The sequence below is a fragment of the Pseudomonas salicis genome (assembly GCF_057128705.1).
This window is the reverse complement of the sequence record NZ_JBSKHU010000004.1, coordinates 371402-391741: the sequence shown is the minus strand read 5'-3', so window position 1 is coordinate 391741 and position 20340 is coordinate 371402. Positions and strand designations below refer to the sequence as shown.

The following is a 20340-nucleotide window of genomic DNA, read 5'->3' as shown; positions in this document are numbered from 1 at the left end:
CATGGCCATGAACCCGGTGTCCGGGGCGGCATTTCTGGGGTGAAGGCAACCTTGAACATTCTCGATCTCGATCACAGCCTGACGCAGCAGGCGCCGATCAAGGAGCGACTGCATGACGGCCGGGCGATACGCCTGGATTTGCTGGCGTTAGGGCCGGTGTTGCGGCTCTGGTCCACGGAAACCCATTACCAACGTTTTGCCGGGCACCTGAGCCATCGTGCGCGACCGCTGGGCAATCGGCCGGAAATCTTCTTCGTCGGCTCCGGTGACTATCACCACCTGACCCCTGCCCTGCTCGCCGATCTCCCCGAGTCGATCACACTGATCCACTTCGACAATCACCCGGACTGGGTGCATTTCGCCCCCCGGCGCCACTGCGGGTCCTGGGTCAACCGGGCGCTGAAGCTGCCCAACGTCAAGCGCATCATCACCCTCGGGCCGTGCAGCGATGACCTGCAAAGCCCACAGCTCAAGGGCGGCAACCTCCGGGCATTGAAGCGCGGCGATCTGCAGTTGTTTCCGTGGTGCCATCCGCCCTCGAAAGTCTGGGGCAAGATCGGCGACGGCCCCGGACATCGGCAGATGGACGGCCACTTGCACTGGCACAACCTGGCTGATGTGGACTGGCCGGCTTTCCTCGAACAACTGGTGGCGAGCCTGCCCACCGACGCCGTGTGGATCACCATCGACAAAGACGTGCTGGCCAGCGAAGACGCCGCGACCAATTGGGATCAGGGCGGCATGCGCCTCACCCATCTGCTCGACGCGATTCGTGCGCTGGCCGTGCAAACACGGGTGTTGGGGATCGATGTCTGCGGCGAGTTCGCCCCGCCCGCGTTCAGCAATCCGCTCAAACGCTGGGAGGCAAAATCCGATCAGCCACCCGCCGAACGTTGGAGCGACGCGGACATTGCGCGTAATGCCGAGACCAATGCGGCGTTGATCGCGCTATTCGAGGAGCTGTTTCCATGACCCCGATTGTCGTGCTGCTGACGGCGTTCTCGATCCTGCTGGACGTGATTGGCCAACTGGCGTTCAAGATCGGCCTGGATCGCTTGCCCGCGCAGGAAGGCGGGTTTCGCCTGCGCAGTTTCTGGGTGCAGATCGCGGGCGCGCCGATGCTCTGGTTCGGTGTCGGCGCGTACGTGGTCGAGTTCATCACTTGGCTGTTCGTGCTGTCCCTGGCGCCGCTCAGCCTGGTGTTTCCGGCGGCGAGCCTGAGTTACGTGGGCGTGGTGCTGGGCGGGCGACTGGTGCTTGGCGAGCGGGTCAGCCGCCGTCGCTGGCTCGGCACGCTGGTCATCACGGCGGGCGTCATGTTGGTGTGCGCCACGGGCGCGTGAGGTGGTCATGACACACATTCAATTCATTCCCGAACAGGCCTCTGCGATCACGTTGAGCGACCGCTTGGCGTTAAGCGTCGAGGTCAGTCACAGCATCCACCGGGTCAGCCGCAGCGACTGGGCACAGCTCGACAGCGACCCACTGGAAGGTTACGACTATTACGCGGCCATCGAAGACAGCGGGCTGCCCGGCATCGAGCCGCGCTATTTCATGATTCGCGACGGCCAGCGACTGATCGCGGTGGCACCGGCCTATCGCGACCGGTTGAAGCTGAGTCACCTGCTGGACGGCGTGCACGGCAGATTGCTCGGCCATTTTTCAGTACCGATTCTGGCGGTGGGTTCGCCCGTCACCGAGACCTGCTCCATCGCCTGCGCCCCGGACTGGCTGGCGCGCACGCCCGAGATCCTGCAGGTGCTGATCGACGCGCTGCATCGGCAATCACGTCTGGAAGGCACGTGGCTGTACCTGTTCAAGGACGTGGCCGAAGAGCGCGTGACGCTGCGCAGCGCTCTGGAACATCTGGATTTCGTTCGCGTGGCGGGGATGCCGGGAACTTCATTGCCATTGCCGTTCACCGAGCTGGACGGCTATCTCGCCAGCCTGGGCCGGGTGATGCGCAAGGGCCTGAGACGCAAACTCAAGGCCCCGTCGAACCTGCGCATCGAGGCGCGGCAACATCAGGTGGAAGACGTGATCGAGCGCATGCTGGCGCTGTACGCCGACACTGTGGCGCGCAGTGGCGAAGAGATCGAACCGCTGACCGCCGACTATTTTCGCGCCGTGCTCGCCAAGCTGGGCGAGCGTGCGACCTGCTACCTGTTCTGGTCTGGCGACACGCTGATCGGCTTCAACCTGCTGCTGGGCGATGGAACACGACAGATCGACAAGGTCTTCGCCTCCGACAGTGCCGCCGCCCGCGAACACAACCTCTACCACCGCACCTGGCTCGCCCACGTGCAGCGCTGCATCGAGCACGGCATCCCGACGTTCGAGGCGAGTCAGGCGGCGTATGGCGAGAAGCTGCGTCTGGGGTGCCAACTGCTGGGTAACGATCATTACGTCCGCCACCGCCGCCTGTGGGTCACCCGTGTTTTGGGGTGGCTGGTGCGCAAGGCCGGGCTTGATCAGTCGACTGTGGCAATCAGGAATACCGACGATGAGTGAACAGACCTTGAATCAAAAACCGGCCTGGCGCTGGCTGGAAGGCCGTGCGGCAACCATCGGCCTGTGGTGCCTGTTGATCGGCACCGAAAGCGCGGCGCAAATCGCCTTGAAACTGGGGGGCGATGGACTGGCGGCGATGCCGTTCGGGCTGGACTGGCTGCGGGCGGCGCTGACCAACGTCGCCGTGCTGGCGGCAGTCGGCTGCTACATCGGTTCGTTCCTGAGCTGGATGCTGATCCTGCGGCGCAGCAGTTTGTCACTGGCCTTCCCGCTCAGCTCGCTGGTGTTCGTGGTCGTGCTGCTGGGGTCGTGGCTGGGTCTCGACGAACACATCAGCGCCCTGCACTGGCTGGGCGTGTGGGTGATCATTGGCGGGATCGCGTTATTGGCGGAGGGCGAGCAGTAAAGCTGTGTAGCGGTACGGCTCTCCGGTGGCAGCAATCTCACGCGCCACCGTCGGCAAGCCGTGCTGCGACCCCCGCCGGGGAGCCTGCGCAAGGTTTCTTCTGTGGGAGCGAATTCATTCGCGAAGGGCCGGTACATCCGATACATCACCATCGCCTGTACTTTTTTCGCGAATAAATTCGCTCCCACAGGTCTACGTGGGTGACTCACGTTTTGCGAGCAACGCGCCCCTCTCCTGTAGTCAGGTCTTGGAATGGTCCACCAAAAAACCTAACCCATGGGACACGGGGATTTCTTTCACGCCCATCATCCGCTGCTGGTCCTTGATCTGCTTGTGGAAGGCCTTGACCTTGGTCCAGTGCATTTTCGGACGGTAGTGGTGTTCGGCGTGGTAGCCGTTGTTCATCCAGATGACGTTGTACAGCGCGCTGTACGAACTCACGCCCCAGGCGATCGGCAAGTCAGGATTGCCACCGAGGTGCTCGTAATAGCCGTTCAGGGAAGACAACGACTGCCCCAGGTACCAGAACGGCAGCAACAGCAACACTGCATGCCAGTCATAGATCGCCAGCAGCAGATAGGCTGCGAGGGTCACGTAGATTTCAACCCTGGCCCAGCGCGCGTCATCCGGATGTTTACGCTTCATGTCTTCGTAATAGCTCTTCGGCTCGTCACGAAACGCGCTGAGGAACACATAACGCCACAGGGCCTCAGGTTCGCCATTGTGGCCATAGCGGTAGATCGACAGCGGGTCCACGGTGTCGCCCTTTTCGTCGGGGCGATCCGAGTTGCCCCGGTGATGGCGGTTGTGGATGTCGCGGTACAGGGTCTGGGAAAACCCGATGGTCACCGACAGCAGCAGGTCGAACGCTCGGTTCATCGGCTTATGGGTGAAGTACGGGTTGTGAATATGGTTGTGCGAGATGCTGTTGATGCTCCACGACAGGCTGACGGCGTACACCAGCGCCAGCGGCACGATGGCCCACCACGACAGACTGTGGAAGGCCACGACCAGCCACAACACGAATGCGAAATGCGCCAGCGCCATGGCAATCGGGACGACGTCCCAGAGTGAATACGCGAGCCAGCGGTAAACGGGACGAGCCATGAAGAACTTCCTCGAAAACGATGAGTGCTTCGGCTCATTGCAAGGGCCAGACCAACCCGTGCGCTACTTGAAGGGCTACGCCACGGCGACGTCCAGCTCGCCTGGATTGACGCGGCCCTGCTCGCGAACGATGCTGCTGTCGGCGGCCGATCCCACCTGTATCCCCAGGGGTCGCTGTCAGCGCAAGCACTGATGTTGTTTGTAGCGACCTACAAAAATTGTAGCTTCACACCCCTCGCTTTTTCGTCGACACCCGCCAGCGCCCCTGCCCACCGGGCTTTCAGGCCTTTGGCACAGTCCCTGCTCTTACCCTGTCACGAGCGACACGGCGACTCCCTCGCCTCGCTCTCTCTTTGGACAAGACAGGCAAACGCAGATGATGCATTGGCATATCGTGTGTGATTTCGACGGGACGATCACGCCGACCGACGTGATCGACAACATTCTCGAACGCTTCGCCGACCCCAGTTGGGCCGACATCGAAGACGAATGGCTCAGCGGTCGCATGGGTTCGCGTGAATGCCTCAGCCGCCAGCTCGCGCTGGTCAAGGCCTACCCCGCGCAACTGCTGGACTACTTCGACAGCGTGACCATCGACCCGGACTTCCCGACCTTCGTCGAACACGTCCTCGGCCTGGGCTTCACCCTGGACATCGTCAGTGACGGCCTCGAACAAGGCATCGCGCGGATTCTGTCCCGTCACCAGATTCCCCTGTTGCCGATCATCGCCAACGGCCTGCGGCAAGTGGACCAGAACAGCTGGCGCATCGTGTTCCCCCACGCCAGCGACGCCTGCCGCGCCGCGTCGGGCAACTGCAAATGCAAATCCACACCGAACGACAAACGCGTGTTGGTGATCGGCGATGGCAAGTCCGACATGTGCGTGGCCAGCACCGCTGATTTCGTCTTCGCCAAAGGCCGCCTGGCCGACCACTGCGCGCACAACGGCATCCCCCACGCGCGCTTCGAATCCTTCGCTGAACTCCCCGCGTTGCTGGCCTTCCTGCCGCACAGCCTGCCCGCGCCGGTCGCTCATCTCTCTACCGAATCCCAGGAACGCTTCCACCATGTCTGATATCCGCATCGCCACCGCCGAAGACCAGATCCTTCTGGAAAAAGAAGCCAAATACTGCTCGTTTGGCGACACCGTTCACTACATCGACCCACCGCGCATTTTCAGCCGCTGCGAAGGTTCGTACGTCTACGACACCAGCGATCAGGCCTACCTTGATTTGCAAATGTGGTATTCGGCGGTGAACTTCGGCTACGCCAACCCGCGCCTGAACAACGCACTGAAACAGCAGATCGACACCCTGCCGCAGATCGCCAGCCAGTACCTGCACAAGGGCAAGATCGAGCTGTCGGAGCGCATCGCTGTCGATGCCAAGAACAAGTTCGGCCTGGACGGTCGTGTGCATTTCAACGTCGGGGGTTCGCAGTCCATCGAGGATTCGTTGAAAGTCGTGCGTAACGCCAGCAACGGCAAGAGCCTGATGTTCGCCTTCGAAGGCGGCTACCACGGCCGCACCCTCGGCGCATCGTCGATCACCTCCAGCTACCGCTATCGTCGCCGCTACGGCCATTTCGGCGAGCGTGCGCAGTTCATCCCGTTCCCGTACCACTTCCGCGGCCAGAAAGGCATGACCAAGGAAGAATACGGCAGCTATTGCGTGCAGCAGTTCGCCCGCCTGTTCGAGACCGAATACAACGGCGTGTGGGACCCGAAAGTTGGCCAGAGCGAGTACGCCGCGTTTTACGTCGAGCCGATCCAGGGCACCGGCGGCTACGTGATTCCGCCGATGAACTTCTACAGCGAACTCAAGCACGTGCTCGATCAGCACGGCATCCTGATGGTCGTCGATGAAATCCAGATGGGCTTCTACCGCACCGGCAAGCTGTGGTCGATCGAACATTTCGACGTCAAACCCGACGTGATCGTGTTCGGCAAGGCGTTGACCAACGGCCTCAACCCGCTGGGCGGCATCTGGGCCCGCGAAGAATTGATCAACCCGAAAATCTTCCCGCCAGGTTCGACCCACTCCACCTTCGCGTCCAACCCGCTGGGCACGGCCGTGGGTCTGGAGATGTTCAAGATGACCTCCGAAGTCGACTACGGCGCGATGGTCATGAACAAGGGCAAATACTTCCTCGAAGGTCTGCGCGACCTGCAAAAACGCTATCCGATCATTGGCGACGTGGACGGACTGGGCTTGGCCCTGCGTGCTGAAATCTGCCTGCCGGACGGCTTCACGCCAGACAAGGCGACCCTGGATTTCATGGTCGAAGAAGGCATGAAAGGCGACATCGAGATCGACGGCAAACGCTTGGGTCTGGTGCTCGACGTGGGCGGTTACTACAAGAACGTGATCACCCTCGCGCCGTCGCTGGAAATCAGCTACCCGGAAATCGACCTGGGCATCGCCCTGCTCGACCGCCTCCTGCACCGGGCCATGAAACGATGAGCCCGACGCCCTCGCACACCGCGATCGACATGGGCGAAGGCGATGCCGGGTTCATTCTCGGCAACGGCGCCGTGGGGGTATTGCTCATCCATGGCCTGACCGGCACCCCGACGGAGTTGCGTCGAGTGGCCCAGGGCCTGGCGGACAGGGGCTGCACAGTGTACGTGCCGACCCTGGCCGGGCACTGCGGCGACAACGACGACCTGCAACGCACGGTCTGGACCGACTGGTATGAAAGCGCCCGACGCACCTTCGTCGGCGTGCGCCAGCGCCACGCTCAGGTGTTTGTCGGCGGGCTGTCGATGGGTGCCGTGATGTCGATGCACATGGCCGCGCAGCACCCCGGTGAAATCGCCGGGCTGCTGCTGTATTCCACGACCTTGCGCTACGACGGCTGGAACATGCCGTTCGTGGCCAAGTTCACCCATTTCTACATGATGCTGCCGTTCGGCGTGCACCTGTGCCGCTTCAACGAAAAGTCGCCCTACGGCATCAAGAATCCGCGACTGCGCGCCATCGTCGAAAAACAGATGAAGGAAGGCGAAAGCAGCAACGCGGGGCTGTTGACCATGTCCGGCATCAGCGTGCGCGAGCTGCATCGGCTGATTGCCGTGGTCAAGCGCCACATGCCCAAGGTGACCACGCCGGCACTGGTGCTGCATTCGCTGGAAGACGACATCACCAGCCGCTGGAACGCCGATTACGTGGAGCGGCATTTGGGCGGGCCGGTGGTCAAGGTGCTGCTCGACAACTGCTATCACATGATCACCGTGGACCTCGAATACCGGCAGGTCATCGACCTGAGCGCGTCGTTCATCGAAACCCGGCTGCAAAGTGCTCCCCGCAAGGAAATCCCGGCACAGGAAGCCCTCGCGAATGACGAAATGATCACCCCCGACGACCATCCACAACTGGCCTGAACCATGATCAGCACCCACGCCTTTTCCAGCATCCGGTCCATTGATCGTGACGAATGGAATGACTGTTTTCCCGGTCAGCTGGAAGACTGGGATTTTTATCTGGCGGTCGAACAGGCGGGCGTCGAGCGCTTTCACTGGCGCTACCTGGCCGTGTTCGACGGGCCGCGCTTGCTGGGTGTCGCTCCGGCGTTTTACACCTGCTACAGCCTCGACACCACGATGCAAGGGGCCAGCAAACGCATGACCGAAAAGCTCAGGCGCCTGTGGCCGCGGGTGTTCGACTTGCAACTGTACGCAGTGGGTTCGCCCGTGGCCGAGCGCTGCAATGCCGGGGTCGCGAGCCACGTGCCCGCAGCGCAGCGGCAGGAGGTGTTCGACCGTTTGCTGCAAAGGGCGCGGCACGACGCCGACGGTCTGGGCATCGGCCTGCTCGCGGTGAAAGACGCGCCGCAACAGGATCATCTGTGGGCAAACACCTGCCGCAACGCCGGTCTGCAAGTGATGCCGAGCCTGCCCAGTGCGTTGTTGCCCGTCACCTACACGTCGCTGGACGCCTACCTTGGCTCGTTGGGAAAATCCACGCGCAAGGACCTGCGTCGCACCCTGCGCGGACCGGCGCCGCAGATCGAATGGCGGCGGCAGATCGACGATGTATTGCCAGACATCATGCAGCTCTACGAAGCGACCCTGTCGCGCAGTGATCTACAATTCGAACGGCTCGGCCCGGCCTATTTCACCCGCATCCTCCAACAGCTCGGCGAGCGGGCGGTCTGCGTGTTGTACTGGGTCGATAACCGGCTGGTGGCGTTCAACCTGATGTTGCTGAACGAGCAACGCCTGATCGACAAGATTTTTGCCCACGACCTCGAACACACACGGGACCTGAACCTCTATGCACGCAGCTGGCTGGCGAATGTCGAATACTGCATCCACAATCGCATCCCGGTGTACGAAGCGGGCCAGGCCGGGTACGCGAGCAAGATCCGTTTCGGCTGCCGCTTCGAACCCAACCTGCTGTTTTTCCGTCACCGCAACCGGCTGCTGAACACCGTGCTCAAACTGATCAAGCGCGTGATCAGCCCCGACCGATCCGATCCCGCCCTGGCGGCGGCAATAAGCGACCATTGATGACTGAACTCCCGCCACGCTCCGTCCACTCACTGTTTTCCCTCTCGCGTTGGAGCGTGCAACGCAAACTGGTCTTGGCGTTCTGGCTGGTGAGCGTGATTCCGACGATGATCGCCGCCGAATTGGCGGCCTCCACGCTGTCGCAGATTTTCGATAGCAACGTGCGCATCTGGTTGCAGGAGTCGACCAAGATCGTCATCGACGAAACCACCGAAATCATGCACAACAACGCTCGGGTCGCGCAGTTGTTCCAGGCCTATGCGCGCTCGACTGTCGAGACCGGCAACCAACGCGACAAGCTGATCGCCGACGTGGCGGACGCCATGGGCATCGACGTCGTGGCGCTGATCCGCAGCGACGATCACAAGGTCATGTTCTCCACGGCCGCCGACGACATCGTCAGCCAGATCAGCCTCGCACCCAAGGCCGTTTTGCAGACCATTCACGAAGGCGGCAGCGCCGTGGGCACCGTGGTCTCGACCTTCCATACCGTCGAGGGCGGCGTGGATTACGAGCTGGTGATCGCGACGTACTTGGACAGCAGTTTTCTCACCAGCGTGGCCGATGTGCACTCGCTGGACCTGCGCCTGTATCTGCGCAACAAGGAAGGGTTCGGCGAGATTTTTTCCACCCAGCGTTTCGAAGATCACCCGCCTCAGGTGCCGCCAAAAATCGAGGACATCCTGCGCAGGACCAAGGAAGCCAGCGAGCAATCCACACCCCGTTACAGCGGCCTGTATTCGCCCATCCTCAACGACAACGGTGAGCTGCAAGGGGTGATTTTCAGCGGCCTGTTGCGGCACTCGTCGCTGGTGGGACTGGTCAATCAGACCAACCTGTTTCTGGCGATTTTCCTGGTAGGATCGGCGCTGTCCCTGGGGGTCGGCTCCCTGGTCTCACAACACCTCACCCGCCCCTTGCGCGGCCTGCGCGAAGGCGTGAGGGCCGTCACCGCCGGGGACTACCATCGTCAGGTCGAAGTCATCGGCGGCGATGAGCTGGCCGAGTTAAGCGTGACTTTCAACCACATGACTGAACGTCTGCGCGAACTCCAGCATCTGGAAGCGCAACTGCGCAGGCGCGACCGGCTGCACACCCTCGGTGAAGTGGCGATGGGGCTGGCCCACGAAATCCGTAATCCGCTGGGCATCATCAAGACCGCCACGCAACTGCTGCACCGCCGCGCCAGCCTTCCGGAAACCGACATGCGCCACTTGGAATACGTGATTTCCGAGGTCACGCGGATCAACGACCTGATCACCGAATTCCTCGACTTCGCCAAACCGAGCGCGCCGATCCGTTCCACCCTCGCCGCCCGCGGGCTGCTGGAAGACGTGCTGGGCTTTTGCGCGCCGGAGCTGACCAACCACAACGTCAGCGCGTTGATCGAAGAACAGGCACCCGGCGCCACGGTCTACGCGGACGCCCGGCAGTTGACCCAGGCCTGTCTCAACCTGATCCTCAACGCCATTGACGCCATGCCCGACGGCGGACAGTTGACCCTGTCCATCGCCCGTGGTCAGGCTGACAGCGAAAGGCCTATGACGCGCATCAGCGTGTCCGACACCGGCGAGGGCATCGATGCAGACATCATCGAGCGCATCTTCAACCCGTTCGTGACCACCAAGGCCTCAGGTACGGGGCTTGGGCTGGCGAAGGTGTTTTCAATCATGGAGAACCACGATGGCCGTGTAGAGTGCCTGAGCGAACCGGGCGCGGGCGCCACGTTCAATCTGTACTTGCCGGCCGATGAAGGAGAACAGGCATGAGCCATAACGTGCTGGTGGTCGATGACGAACCCAAGCTGTGCGACCTGCTGGCGTCGGCCCTTAGCCAGAACGGCATTCAGGTGTTCACCGCCGGCAACGGCCTGCACGCCCTGACGGTGCTGGAACGCGAAGAGATCGATCTGGTGATCAGCGACTGGCGCATGCCTGGCATGGACGGCCCGCAACTGCTGGCGGAAATCAAACAGCGTTTTCCGCAGCTGCCCGTGATCGTCATGACCGCCTACAGCACGGTCAAGAATGCCGTGCAATCGATGCGCAACGGCGCCTACGACTACATCAGCAAACCCTTCGACATCGACGAGCTGGACGTTACCGTTCACAAGGCCTTGCAGTTCCGGGACATCCTGCGGGACAACCAGCGGCTGCGCGCCGAGCTGGACGAGCACCAGCAGATCGAGAGTCTGGTGGGCGACAGTCCGGCGTTCCGACGGGTGCTGCAAGCGGTGGACTCGGTGCGTGAAAGCAGCGCAACGATCCTGCTGACCGGAGAAAGCGGCACCGGCAAGGAAATGGTCGCACGGGCCATCCACAAACACGGCAACCGCGCGGACAAACCCTTCGTCGCGGTGAACTGCGCGGCCATCCCCGAAGGACTGCTGGAAAGCGAGATGTTCGGCCACAAGAAAGGCGCGTTCACCGGCGCGGTGTCGGACCGGGTCGGACGCTTTCAACAGGCCGACAAGGGCACGCTGTTCCTCGACGAAGTGGGCGACATGCCGCTGGCGTTGCAGGCAAAAATCCTGCGTGCCCTGCAGGAGCGCGTGATCGAGCCAGTGGGCGACCCTCGGGAGCGCAAGGTCGATGTGCGCGTGATCGCGGCCACCAACAAAGACCTGCTCGACGCGGTGGCCCGCAAAGAATTCCGCGAGGACTTGTACTACCGCCTCAACGTGTTTCCGATCCCCCTGCCCGCCCTGCGCGAACGGACCGAGGACATCCCATCATTGGCCCGGCATTTCGCCCACGTGCTGGGCGCCACGGCAGGTAAACGCATCACCGGTTTCAGCCCCGAAGCGCTGCTGGCCATGGCCAACTACACGTGGCCGGGCAACATCCGCGAACTGCAAAACTGCGTCGAACGCGCGACTATCGTGGCCTCGACGCCGACCATCGAAGAGTCGGATTTACCGGCTTATCTGTTTGGTGCACGGCAGTCGTCTTCGTCGACCGTGAGCATTCTCAGCGAAGGCCCCGGCATCCCCAAAGACCTCGACGCCGCGTTGGCGGAAGTCGAAAAAGCCTACATCCTCGCCGCCCTCCAAGAAACCAACGGCGTCCAGGCCGCCGCCGCACAACTCATCGGCATCTCCGAACGCAGCTTCTGGTATCGGCTGAAGAAACTGGAGATTCATGTGGACAAGATTGTGCGCTAACGGCCCTGCTCGCCCCGATTACCGGCCCGGACACAACACCTGTGGGCGCGAATTCTTTCGCGATGCGGTTGTACATCCGATGAAGGTGTATCGGCTGTAACGGCCCCTCGCGAATGAATTCGCTCACACAGATTTAGCCCTCATCTGCCTTGATCAACGCGTCGACCTCTGCGGCCACAGGCGCGGTCGCCGGCCCCCACCGGGTCACGGCAATCGCCGCTGCCGCGTTGGCCCGCAATGTCGCTTGCTCCGCCGAAAGCCCCGCCGCAAGCCCTGCCAGCAAGACCCCGGCATGGGCGTCGCCCGCGCCGTTGGTGTCGATGGCCCTCACCGGAAAACCGCGCACATGCTGCGCATCACGGCCCTGTCGAAGCCAGCAACCTTGCGGGCCGTCACGCACGACAATCAACGCGTCCTCGTTCAGCCACTGCGCAAGTTTCTCAAGGGCATCGCCGATCCCCTCGCACCCGGTAAACCGCAGCGCCTCTTCGCAGTTGCTGGTCCACAACGTAATCATCGGCAAGACCGCTTGCATCTCGGCGCCCTCCGGCGAGCTCACCAGCGGGCCCGGATCGAACACCACGTTCGCTCCGTTCGGCAAACCGCCCAGCCACGTCAGCAGCGTCGAGACTTTGCCCTTGTGCAGCAGGCTGTAACCGCTGACGAACACGTAGTCGTCGGGCTGCACGACAACGCTGCTCAAATCCATAGCCGACAACCCGCCCTCGGCGCCCACATAGGAAATGAACGAGCGCTCCGCCGACGGTTCGATCAGGGCGACCGAGAGGCCGGTGTCCTGATCGTCGGACACTGGCGTGGCGGCTTCTATACCTTCCACCGCCAGCGCCTGGCGCGCCAGATCGCCAAACCGCCCGGCGCCGTGTCGTCCAAGGTAGACCGTCTGCAAGCCATTGCGACACGCAGCCGCCATGACGTTGAAACCGCCACCGACCTCGAATTGCGCGGAGCGGGCGAGGACGTCGCCCCCCGAGCGTGGCAAGGCGTCGAGCCCCATGACCAGGTCAACCACGACCTGGCCGGTGTACAGCAATCTAGCGGGCATGAGCAGCCTCTTCAGTGACGACGCGGCGGTCGCGGGAACCGCCGAGGATGGCATACAGACCGCCTGCGACCACGAAGGTCACGATCCAGCCCAAGCCGTTATGGCCGAACCAGGAGTCGGACAGGAAGCCTTTGAACAAGACATTTTCCGGCGTGGTGGCGACGGTGGTGAAGCTGAACCCCAACACGATGGCCAACGCCCATGCGCCGACCGCACGCCATTCCACACCGCCGCTGTACCAGTAGGCGCTGCGCGGCGAGACGTCCATCAGGTCTTTCGCGGAATAGACATGGCGATGGAGCAGGTCAACCACGAAGATCCCGACCCACGCGGTGATCGGCACCGCCAGCATCGAGATGAAAGTAATGAACGGACCGTAGAAGCTGTCAGCGATCAGCATGAAGTAGATCGACCCGCAGAAGATCGCCACGATGTCGACGATCACCGCGTGCACGCGTTTGATCTTCAGGCCGAGGGTCAGCGTGGTGAGGCCCGCCGAGTACACCGACAGGTTGTTCGACAGCAACAGCCCGCCGAACGCGGTGATCAGGTACGGCACCGCCATCCAGGTCGGCAGCAGCTCGCGAATGGCGATGATCGGGTCGGTGGCCGAGGCCAGGTGATCGTTGCCCACCGACAGCAAGCCGCCGAGCGTGATCAGCAGCACCAGCGGAATGCCTGCGCCAAACGCGGCCGATGCCACCAGCCGGGTCGCCTTGACGCTGCGATGCTGATAGCGCGACATGTCGGCACCCGCGTTGGCCCAGCCGATGCCGGTGCCTGCGGCCATGGTGCCGACGCCGATGATCATCGCGCTGACCGGTGCAGGCGTCGCAGCGAACACGGCGTTCCAGTCGATGTGCGCAATCAGGAACCCGCCCACCACGATGTTCAACGCGCCGAAGATGTACGTCGCCCACTTCTGGATGACCAGCAAGGTCGCGTGGCCCAGGCCGGAAACGGTGAGGGTCATCAGCACGAAAATCGCAATGAAGATCAGGGTCAGGACGGGCGAGTTTTTAGCCTCGACCGCCGTGCCGAACAGGATCGAACACAGCGACAGCAGCACGAACGCTGCCGTGGTGGTGTTGACCGTTTCCCAACCAAGGCGGGACATCAGCGAAACGATGGTAGGGCCGATGTTGCCGCGCATGCCGAAGATGGCGCGTGAGAGTGTCAGACTCGGCGCACGGCCTCGGCGGCCGGCGATGGAAATCACCCCGACGACGGCAAAGGAGCCCGCAGCGCCGAGGATCGCCACGATGATGGCCTGCCCAATGGAAAGCCCGCGAAAAGCCACCAGGGTCGCGCCGAGCGGCAAACCGAGAATGCTGATGTTGGCCGCGAACCAGACCCAGAACAGTTGCAGCGGATGGCCGTTGCACTCGTTTTCCGGAACCGGCTCGATGCCGCGTGTTTCAAGCTGACCTGCGCCTTGTGCGGCGTTGGATGACGTCATGGGAAATGCTCCTGTTGCCATTTGTTCTGGTTGTGGGCAGTACGCAAAGCAAGTGACGTCCGTGTCAGGTGGAGGTTATCGCGCCTTTCGCGAGGCGCAGGAACCCCCGGTCGCCTTAATATTCAAGGCGACATGTGGATATCTCTTATTCAATTCGGCACGCGGACGTGCCCGCGTCGGTCAAGCCGCGCGCAGGGACAACAAGTGTTCGACCAGCGTGGAAAGCTCAAGCCCGTTCACCACCTGGACCTGCTCGATCAGATCGGCGGGCCAGGCGTGCATGCCATGACACGCGCCCAACATGGCCCCGAGGATCGCCGCGATGGTGTCCGTGTCGCCGCCGAGACTGGCCGCCATGCACAACGCATCGAACGCCGACAATTGGCCGGACGCAACCTGATGCGCCAGCGCGAACGCGGCGATGACTGATTCCTGAGACGCCACCGACGTGCCGATCACGTCATAAATCAGATCGGGCAGTTGTTCGTTGCTCACTTGAGCGCAAAGCTGTTTGGCCCAGACGATGCGGGCCGAGATGCGTCCTCCCGCGATCCAGTGACCATGGCGCTCGGCCCGCTCGGCGATCCGCGCGCCGATGTCCAGCGCGTCACCGAGGCCGACGCCGTTGATCCCCGCTGAGATGACGGCTGCCACAGCGGCTGCGCTGGAAATGCCAAGGGTGGTGTTGTGCGTGACCTGACAGGCTTGCACCACTGACTCGACGAACTGCTGCTCATCGGCCACGTCTGCCGCGATCCCGACCGGTGTGATGCGCATGGCCGCGCCGTTGGTGGTGCCGAAGCGGCCCGCCTCTTCCGGACTGTGGCCTGCCAGAATCATTTCGATGGCGCGTTTGGTCGAAGGGCCAAGGAGGTCTTGCGAGCCCTTCGCCTGCATCACCGCTTCCCAGTCGATCAGGCTCTGCGCCAGGTCTGAAGGACGGATCAGCCCTCCCCCGGCAATGAACAATTCAGCCACCAACACGGCCTGTTCGGTGTCATCGGTGATCGACCCGGCGACCATGTTCGGCGCAATCGGTTGATCGGCGTCGGCCGCGGTCAGGGTGGTGATCCGGTCGAAGCGCTGCTTGATCTGCTCGCGACTCAGGGATTGCGTGGGCATGCCCAGCGCGTCTCCCAAAGCCAGGCCATAAAAGGCGGCCAGTGCGCGGTCGCGAGTGTCGATCAATGCCGTCATGTAGTCGATCCAAATGCCAGATGCAGACGAAAATGCACGGGGTCCAGAAGGCTCTCAACGTGCTCCATGAAACGCTCGCGGCGGTCGAACGTGGTTCGTGTCGCTTTGAGAAATACGGTGCCCGGTTCACGCAACATCAGCGCTGCGTCATCGTTGCTCAGGGGCTCAGCGCCGATCCATTGATCGCCGCGATCCCCGACGTAACCGTGGGCGGCCATGGTCACGGTCAGTGAATCGTCGATCAGCCCGTGCTGTGGCAGGTTTTCCAGGCCATCGACGGCCGGGATCAATACCCGCTCCAGTGACACCACGCTGCCGTCGCCTGCCGTGCGGCGCCGATCCAGCGCGACGAAATCCGCCGTGCCGAATCGTACGGCCAGGTCAGGCCGTTGCACCGTCACCAGCCGCAGAATCTCGGTGCTGACCTTCGCACCGGTGTCGGCCAATGCCTGCGCCCACCCGGCGCGCTGGTCCAGCGAAATACCGTCGTAGGTCACGATGGAGCCGACGCCGGTCTGCGTTGCGATGTAGTTGCGACGCTTGAGCTCGGACAGCGCTTCACGCAGCGTGCCGCGACTGACGTTGAACTCTTGGGCCAGCAAGTTTTCACCCGGCAACAATTCGCCCGATCCCATCTGACCGGTTTCAATACGGCGCGCCAGCTCATCGACTACGCGTTTTTTCTTGTCAAATCGAACCTGTCTAATCATGTACAAATTGATATCCGAAAAGGGTTGGTAGGAGCAAGCTATTTTTAATTTGCAATCAGAGATTTGTTACATCTGTTACGTCAAGTTGCGACCGACTTTGCCCCAGCTGGATGCTTTGAAGATCCCTCTGGAACAAGGTCGCTCGCAACGACGTCACTCAGCGTAGTCGATCATTGGGCGTCGTTAACGACACTCGATTGTTCGCTGATGATCTGACGAATGGCACCGACGAAAACGTCGACCGGTTGACCACCGGACACCGCGTATTGGTCGTTGAAGACGATGGTCGGCACCGAACTGACACCACGAGAGACCCACAGCTGTTCAAGCTCCCGCACCTCGGCGGTGTATTCGTCAGACGAAAGAATGGCTTCGGCGCGTGTGCGATCCAGACCCACCTTCTGTGCGACGTCAGCCAGTATTTGGTGGGAAGACACGTTGGCGTGCTGGCTGAAATAGGCCGTGAACAGCGCTTCTTTCAGCGCGTGCTGCTTGCCTTCCCCTTCAGCCCAGTGAATCAGGCGGTGGGCATCGAAGGTGTTGTAAACGCGTCGGTCGCCCTGTTTGAACACGAAGCCCAACTCGGCACCGCGCTGACGAATGTTCTCGGCGTTGGCTTGGTATTGCTCACGTGTGGAGCCGTACTTCTGGGCGATGTGTTCGAAGATGTCCTGGCCTTCAGGCCCCATTTTCGGATTCAGTTCGAACGGCTGGAAGTGAATCTGCGCCTGGACCTCGTCGCCCAGATGCTCCAGCGCCTGATCCAGCGCCCGCAGACCGATGATGCACCAGGGGCAGGCGACGTCGGAGATAAAATCGATTTTCAGTGGAGTACTCATGGCAGCCTCGTTCCAAAGCGGAAAAGGTGCACGATACGCCTCTGTCGTCGAGCGAAAAACCTGTAGGAGTGAGCTTGCTCGCGATTGCGCCCTGTCAGACAACCTCGTTGCGCCTGCTGAATCGCAATCGCGAGCAAGCTCACTCCTACAGCGCTCTTGCGGCTTGCCTGTCTAGAGCTGGGCGACGTGGGACGCATCCTCGCGATGCTCACGCAGATACGGCAACACCGCCGCAAGTAACGGCGCCTTGAACGCCTCCTGGAAACGATGCGCCAAGCCAGGAATCAGCTTCAACTGACTGCCCTGAATATGCGCGGCGACGTGAATGCCGTGCATCACCGGCAGCAACGGATCGGCTGTGCCATGCACCACCAGCGTCGGAACCCGCAGGCGATTCAACAGTTCGACGCGGCTCGGTTCAGCCAGGATCGCCAGAATCTGCCGCTTCACCCCTTCAGGGTTGAACGCTCGGTCGTAGGAAATCGCCGCCTGCTGCAACAGCTTCTGGCGATCGTCTTTGACTTCCGGACTGCCCAGCGCCGCCAGCAAATCCGCCTGTTGCTCCAGCGCCGTTTGACGGTCCGGTGCGCCGCGACGGGCGAGCAATTGCAGCAATGCAGGACTTGGCATCGGCAGGCCCGGTGCGCCGGAGCTGGTCATGATCAGGGTCAGGCTTTCAACCCGTTTCGGCGCCATGTCGGCCAGGTGCTGAGCGATCATCCCGCCCATACTCGCGCCCAGCACATGAAACCGCTGAGCGTGGATCGCGTCCATCAGACCCAAAGCGTCCTGCGCCATGTCGGTCAGTGAATACGGCGCCGACACCGGAAGGCCGATCTTGTAGCGCAGGACTTCGTAGGTGAGGTTGGCGGTGGCGGGCGCCTGCACCCATGTCGACAGGCCAACGTCACGGTTGTCGTAACGAATCACCCGGAAACCTTGCTGACACAGCGCGACGACCACCTCGTCCGGCCAGTGGATCAACTGGCCGCCGAGGCCCATGACCAGCAGCAACGCAGGGTCCGAATCGCGACCGACGCTTTGATACGCCAGGTGTACCTCATCGAGCTCGGCCACTTGCGTGGGAACGTTGACGTCGCATCGAGAGGCCGCAAAAGACGGCAAGCTGCACATGAGCGCAGCCAGGAAAAATAGAAACCGCATGAAAAACACCGAAACGCAGAACCCCAGTAGGCCGCGAGTCTGATGAAGTTTTCCAAAGCGCGCTGCCACAGTTGCGTGACATTTTGATGAAGGGGGCTGAACGGCGCTTTTTGAGCGGCAAGCGGCAAGCGGCAAGCAAGAGCAGTGCGCAGTACCCTTGAGGAATTTGGCAAAGCACATAGTGCTGTGGGAGCGAATTTATTCGCGATTGGCCGGTGCAGACGACACATGTGCGTCGCCCGGCCGATTTTTCGCGAATGAATTCGCTCCCACAGTTAAATCCGCAGCAGCCTCACTTCCCCGGTGTGCTCGAACAGGGATTCAACAGCAGCCGGAAGAACGTTTGCGGATGCCAAACCGACATTTAAGCCGCGTTCTGATCGACGTGGTTAACCAGCAATGCGCCCGTATCCGTGATCCACAGGTTCTCCCCAAATCGCGCCTTAGCCTCGCTCAACAGCTCGCGGGCGACGCGCAGATCGCAGCGCCAGACGTTGAGGTCAGTGGCCACGCCCAGGGACAGCACTTTATAGGTCGGCAACCGGTCCAGCAGCGTAGGCAATTGCTCTGGAGCGCGCACCAAGTCCACATGCAGGCCATTCACGGCCAGGGAAACTGCCAGACCAAGGTTGGCTTCCAGGCCACCGAAATCGGTCGAGATGAGCTTTTTCAACGGCGAATACTGCAGGGTGTGGTAGGCGCGCTCGAACGCGTTCTTCCAGTCTTGTGGCAGCTCAAGGCTCAGGATCGGTTCGTCGATCTGCACCCATTCAACGCCTTGTCCGGCGAGACGCCCGAGGAGGTCGCCGTAGATCGGTAGCAAACGGTCGAGCAATTCGAGCGTGTCGAAATTGCCGGCTTTGGCCTTGCCGAGCCACAGGTAAGTCAGCGGGCCGATGATTACCCGTTTGCCCTGCGTCCGGGCCTCTTCCACTTCATCGAGTGGTGAGTCCATGTTGAGTTCGAAACGCTGGTCCCGAGTGAATTCCGGGACCCGGTCGAGGTAGCTGGCATCGTCTCTCCAATAGGCCTCAATGGCTTTCTTCAATTCAAGACCCGCTTGAAGGGGTGCGAATTCGAGGGTATGGGCCGAGGCCATGATGACGTCTCCTACAAAAGATGGCGCCATTGTCGACACTTCACCCCGCATGAGACAAACTCATTGTTTTCGTGTTGATCACAAAATTCATTCATGGAGCGCCCCGGTGCTTGAGATACGCCACCTGAAAACCCTGCATGCGCTGCGCGAGGCTGACAGCCTGGTCGATGCCGCTGACCGGCTGCACCTCACGCAGTCAGCCCTGTCCCACCAGTTCAAGGAGTTGGAAGAGCGCATGGGCATGCCGCTGTTCGTGCGCAAGACCAAGCCGGTGCGGTTTACCAGCGCGGGCCTGCGACTGCTCCAATTGGCTGATTCGGTGCTGCCGCAGCTGCGCAACGCCGAACGCGACATTTCGCGGTTGGCCGGTGGCGTGGCGGGCCGCTTGCACATGGCCATTGAATGCCACAGCTGCTTTCAGTGGCTGATGCCGACCATCGACCAGTTTCGCGATGCATGGCCGGAGGTCGAACTGGACCTGGCCTCGGGTTTTGCCTTCGCCCCTTTGCCAGCGTTGGCCCGTGGCGATCTGGACTTGGTGGTGACGTCCGATCCGGTGGACCTGCCAGGCATTACCTACGTGCCGCTGTTCACCTACGAAGCCATGCTGGCGGTGGCCAATCAACACGCGCTGGCGAGCAAGCCGTTCGTGGTGCCGGAAGACCTGGCGAGCGAAACCCTGATCACCTACCCGGTCGAGCGGGATCGTCTGGACATTTTCACGCGCTTTCTGGAACCGGCCGACATCGAACCGGCGCAAGTACGCACGTCGGAGCTGACCGTCATGATGATGCAGCTTGTGGCCAGCGGCCGAGGGGTGTGTGGGATGCCGCACTGGGCGCTGCATGAATACAGCTCGCGGGGTTATGTGAAAGCCAAGCGGCTGGGTGAGAAAGGGCTGTTCGCGACGCTGTACGCGGCGATTCGCGCCGATATGCTCGACGCACCGTACATGCGCGACTTCCTGCTGACCGCAAAAGACACGTCGTTCTCGACGCTGGATGGGGTGAGCGCGGTGAGGTGAGGCCCAGCCACGCGCAGCTTTGAACTGTGGGAGCGAATTCATTCGAGAGACGGAGGTACAACCGATAAACATGTGTCGGATGTTCCTT

18 protein-coding genes and 1 pseudogene are annotated in these 20340 nt (G+C 61.8%); 11 read left to right on the top strand and 8 right to left on the bottom strand.

The window, feature by feature from the left end; all coding sequences use genetic code 11:
* Positions 1-51 precede the first annotated feature (51 nt).
* From ACWKWE_RS16575 to ACWKWE_RS16560, 4 genes are read left to right on the top strand one after another with little or no spacing between them, the layout of a single operon-like run.
* Positions 52-972, top strand: coding sequence for an arginase family protein (locus tag ACWKWE_RS16575; protein WP_483851136.1), 921 nt, complete (start codon positions 52-54; stop codon positions 970-972).
* Entirely contained in the window at positions 969-1343 is a 375-nt protein-coding gene (locus ACWKWE_RS16570) for a DMT family transporter (RefSeq protein WP_166593484.1), read from the top strand. Before ACWKWE_RS16575 ends, ACWKWE_RS16570 begins: the two co-directional genes overlap by 4 nt.
* Before the next feature lie 7 nt (positions 1344-1350).
* Positions 1351-2511 carry a GNAT family N-acetyltransferase gene (locus ACWKWE_RS16565; protein WP_483851135.1) on the top strand — a complete coding sequence of 387 codons (1161 nt, stop codon included), beginning with the start codon at positions 1351-1353 and terminating at the stop codon, positions 2509-2511.
* Entirely contained in the window at positions 2504-2917 is a 414-nt protein-coding gene (locus tag ACWKWE_RS16560) for a DMT family transporter (protein WP_483851134.1), read from the top strand. The genes ACWKWE_RS16565 and ACWKWE_RS16560 overlap by 8 nt, the downstream gene beginning before the upstream one ends.
* A 240-nt stretch (positions 2918-3157) precedes the next feature.
* Here the strand turns inward: ACWKWE_RS16560 and ACWKWE_RS16555 are convergent, their stop codons facing one another.
* Positions 3158-4024, bottom strand: coding sequence for a fatty acid desaturase family protein (locus tag ACWKWE_RS16555; protein WP_483851133.1), 867 nt, complete (start codon positions 4022-4024; stop codon positions 3158-3160).
* Between the two features lie 376 nt (positions 4025-4400).
* On the opposite strand from ACWKWE_RS16555, the gene ACWKWE_RS16550 reads away from it, so the two are divergent.
* The 6 genes from ACWKWE_RS16550 to ACWKWE_RS16525 are packed head-to-tail and all read left to right on the top strand — an operon-like array spanning position 4401 to position 11697.
* On the top strand, positions 4401-5099 hold the full coding sequence (locus tag ACWKWE_RS16550) for an MtnX-like HAD-IB family phosphatase (protein ID WP_166593488.1): 699 nt from the start codon (positions 4401-4403) through the stop codon (positions 5097-5099).
* Positions 5092-6486 carry an aspartate aminotransferase family protein gene (locus ACWKWE_RS16545; RefSeq protein ID WP_483851132.1) on the top strand — a complete coding sequence of 465 codons (1395 nt, stop codon included), beginning with the start codon at positions 5092-5094 and terminating at the stop codon, positions 6484-6486. Before ACWKWE_RS16550 ends, ACWKWE_RS16545 begins: the two co-directional genes overlap by 8 nt.
* Positions 6483-7406 (top strand): alpha/beta hydrolase, encoded by a 924-nt coding sequence (locus ACWKWE_RS16540; protein ID WP_483851131.1) that lies wholly within the window; start codon positions 6483-6485, stop codon positions 7404-7406. Before ACWKWE_RS16545 ends, ACWKWE_RS16540 begins: the two co-directional genes overlap by 4 nt.
* Before the next feature lie 3 nt (positions 7407-7409).
* On the top strand, positions 7410-8534 hold the full coding sequence (locus ACWKWE_RS16535) for a GNAT family N-acetyltransferase (RefSeq protein WP_166593490.1): 1125 nt from the start codon (positions 7410-7412) through the stop codon (positions 8532-8534).
* A complete protein-coding gene (locus ACWKWE_RS16530) occupies positions 8534-10303 on the top strand; it encodes an ATP-binding protein (RefSeq protein WP_483851130.1) in 1770 nt (589 codons plus the stop codon). Before ACWKWE_RS16535 ends, ACWKWE_RS16530 begins: the two co-directional genes overlap by 1 nt.
* Positions 10300-11697, top strand: a complete 1398-nt coding sequence (locus tag ACWKWE_RS16525; RefSeq protein ID WP_483851129.1) for a sigma-54-dependent transcriptional regulator — start codon at positions 10300-10302, stop codon at positions 11695-11697. The genes ACWKWE_RS16530 and ACWKWE_RS16525 overlap by 4 nt, the downstream gene beginning before the upstream one ends.
* A gap of 133 nt (positions 11698-11830) precedes the next feature.
* On the opposite strand, the gene ACWKWE_RS16520 is transcribed toward ACWKWE_RS16525, so the two are convergent.
* The 7 genes and pseudogenes from ACWKWE_RS16520 to ACWKWE_RS16490 all read right to left on the bottom strand — a co-directional run.
* Positions 11831-12760, bottom strand: coding sequence for a PfkB family carbohydrate kinase (locus ACWKWE_RS16520; RefSeq protein WP_483851128.1), 930 nt, complete (start codon positions 12758-12760; stop codon positions 11831-11833).
* Positions 12750-14219: a purine-cytosine permease family protein gene (locus ACWKWE_RS16515; RefSeq protein ID WP_341959579.1), complete on the bottom strand. Its 1470-nt coding sequence runs from the start codon at positions 14217-14219 to the stop codon at positions 12750-12752. The genes ACWKWE_RS16520 and ACWKWE_RS16515 overlap by 11 nt, the downstream gene beginning before the upstream one ends.
* 180 nt (positions 14220-14399) lie before the next feature.
* Complete coding sequence (locus tag ACWKWE_RS16510; RefSeq protein ID WP_483851127.1) at positions 14400-15416, bottom strand: ADP-ribosylglycohydrolase family protein; 1017 nt, start codon at positions 15414-15416, stop codon at positions 14400-14402.
* Positions 15413-16126 carry a GntR family transcriptional regulator gene (locus ACWKWE_RS16505; protein WP_166593495.1) on the bottom strand — a complete coding sequence of 238 codons (714 nt, stop codon included), beginning with the start codon at positions 16124-16126 and terminating at the stop codon, positions 15413-15415. Before ACWKWE_RS16505 ends, ACWKWE_RS16510 begins: the two co-directional genes overlap by 4 nt.
* A gap of 170 nt (positions 16127-16296) precedes the next feature.
* Positions 16297-16965, bottom strand: a complete 669-nt coding sequence (locus ACWKWE_RS16500) for a DsbA family oxidoreductase (RefSeq protein WP_483851126.1) — start codon at positions 16963-16965, stop codon at positions 16297-16299.
* Between the two features lie 171 nt (positions 16966-17136).
* Positions 17137-18129 carry an alpha/beta fold hydrolase gene (locus tag ACWKWE_RS16495; protein WP_483851125.1) on the bottom strand — a complete coding sequence of 331 codons (993 nt, stop codon included), beginning with the start codon at positions 18127-18129 and terminating at the stop codon, positions 17137-17139.
* Between the two features lie 379 nt (positions 18130-18508).
* Positions 18509-19144: pseudogene (locus ACWKWE_RS16490) on the bottom strand (5-methyltetrahydropteroyltriglutamate--homocysteine S-methyltransferase); the annotation flags it as partial.
* Positions 19145-19334: 190 nt separating this feature from the next.
* On the opposite strand from ACWKWE_RS16490, the gene metR reads away from it, so the two are divergent.
* Positions 19335-20252: a transcriptional regulator MetR gene (gene metR / locus ACWKWE_RS16485; protein WP_166593499.1), complete on the top strand. Its 918-nt coding sequence runs from the start codon at positions 19335-19337 to the stop codon at positions 20250-20252.
* Positions 20253-20340: the final 88 nt, after the last annotated feature.

Excerpts from the sequence above, each read along its gene's own strand:
- ACWKWE_RS16500 (WP_483851126.1), bottom strand. The coding sequence starts at position 16,965 with ATGAGTACTCCACTGAAAATCGATTTTATCTCCGACGTCGCCTGCCCC.
- ACWKWE_RS16545 (WP_483851132.1), top strand. The coding sequence starts at position 5,092 with ATGTCTGATATCCGCATCGCCACCGCCGAAGACCAGATCCTTCTGGAA.
- ACWKWE_RS16510 (WP_483851127.1), bottom strand. The coding sequence starts at position 15,416 with ATGACGGCATTGATCGACACTCGCGACCGCGCACTGGCCGCCTTTTAT.
- ACWKWE_RS16495 (WP_483851125.1), bottom strand. The coding sequence starts at position 18,129 with ATGCGGTTTCTATTTTTCCTGGCTGCGCTCATGTGCAGCTTGCCGTCT.
- ACWKWE_RS16540 (WP_483851131.1), top strand. The coding sequence starts at position 6,483 with ATGAGCCCGACGCCCTCGCACACCGCGATCGACATGGGCGAAGGCGAT.
- ACWKWE_RS16525 (WP_483851129.1), top strand. The coding sequence starts at position 10,300 with ATGAGCCATAACGTGCTGGTGGTCGATGACGAACCCAAGCTGTGCGAC.
- ACWKWE_RS16565 (WP_483851135.1), top strand. The coding sequence starts at position 1,351 with ATGACACACATTCAATTCATTCCCGAACAGGCCTCTGCGATCACGTTG.
- ACWKWE_RS16550 (WP_166593488.1), top strand. The coding sequence starts at position 4,401 with ATGATGCATTGGCATATCGTGTGTGATTTCGACGGGACGATCACGCCG.
- ACWKWE_RS16505 (WP_166593495.1), bottom strand. The coding sequence starts at position 16,126 with ATGATTAGACAGGTTCGATTTGACAAGAAAAAACGCGTAGTCGATGAG.
- ACWKWE_RS16555 (WP_483851133.1), bottom strand. The coding sequence starts at position 4,024 with ATGGCTCGTCCCGTTTACCGCTGGCTCGCGTATTCACTCTGGGACGTC.
- ACWKWE_RS16535 (WP_166593490.1), top strand. The coding sequence starts at position 7,410 with ATGATCAGCACCCACGCCTTTTCCAGCATCCGGTCCATTGATCGTGAC.
- ACWKWE_RS16515 (WP_341959579.1), bottom strand. The coding sequence starts at position 14,219 with ATGACGTCATCCAACGCCGCACAAGGCGCAGGTCAGCTTGAAACACGC.
- ACWKWE_RS16560 (WP_483851134.1), top strand. The coding sequence starts at position 2,504 with ATGAGTGAACAGACCTTGAATCAAAAACCGGCCTGGCGCTGGCTGGAA.
- ACWKWE_RS16530 (WP_483851130.1), top strand. The coding sequence starts at position 8,534 with ATGACTGAACTCCCGCCACGCTCCGTCCACTCACTGTTTTCCCTCTCG.
- ACWKWE_RS16570 (WP_166593484.1), top strand. The coding sequence starts at position 969 with ATGACCCCGATTGTCGTGCTGCTGACGGCGTTCTCGATCCTGCTGGAC.
- ACWKWE_RS16520 (WP_483851128.1), bottom strand. The coding sequence starts at position 12,760 with ATGCCCGCTAGATTGCTGTACACCGGCCAGGTCGTGGTTGACCTGGTC.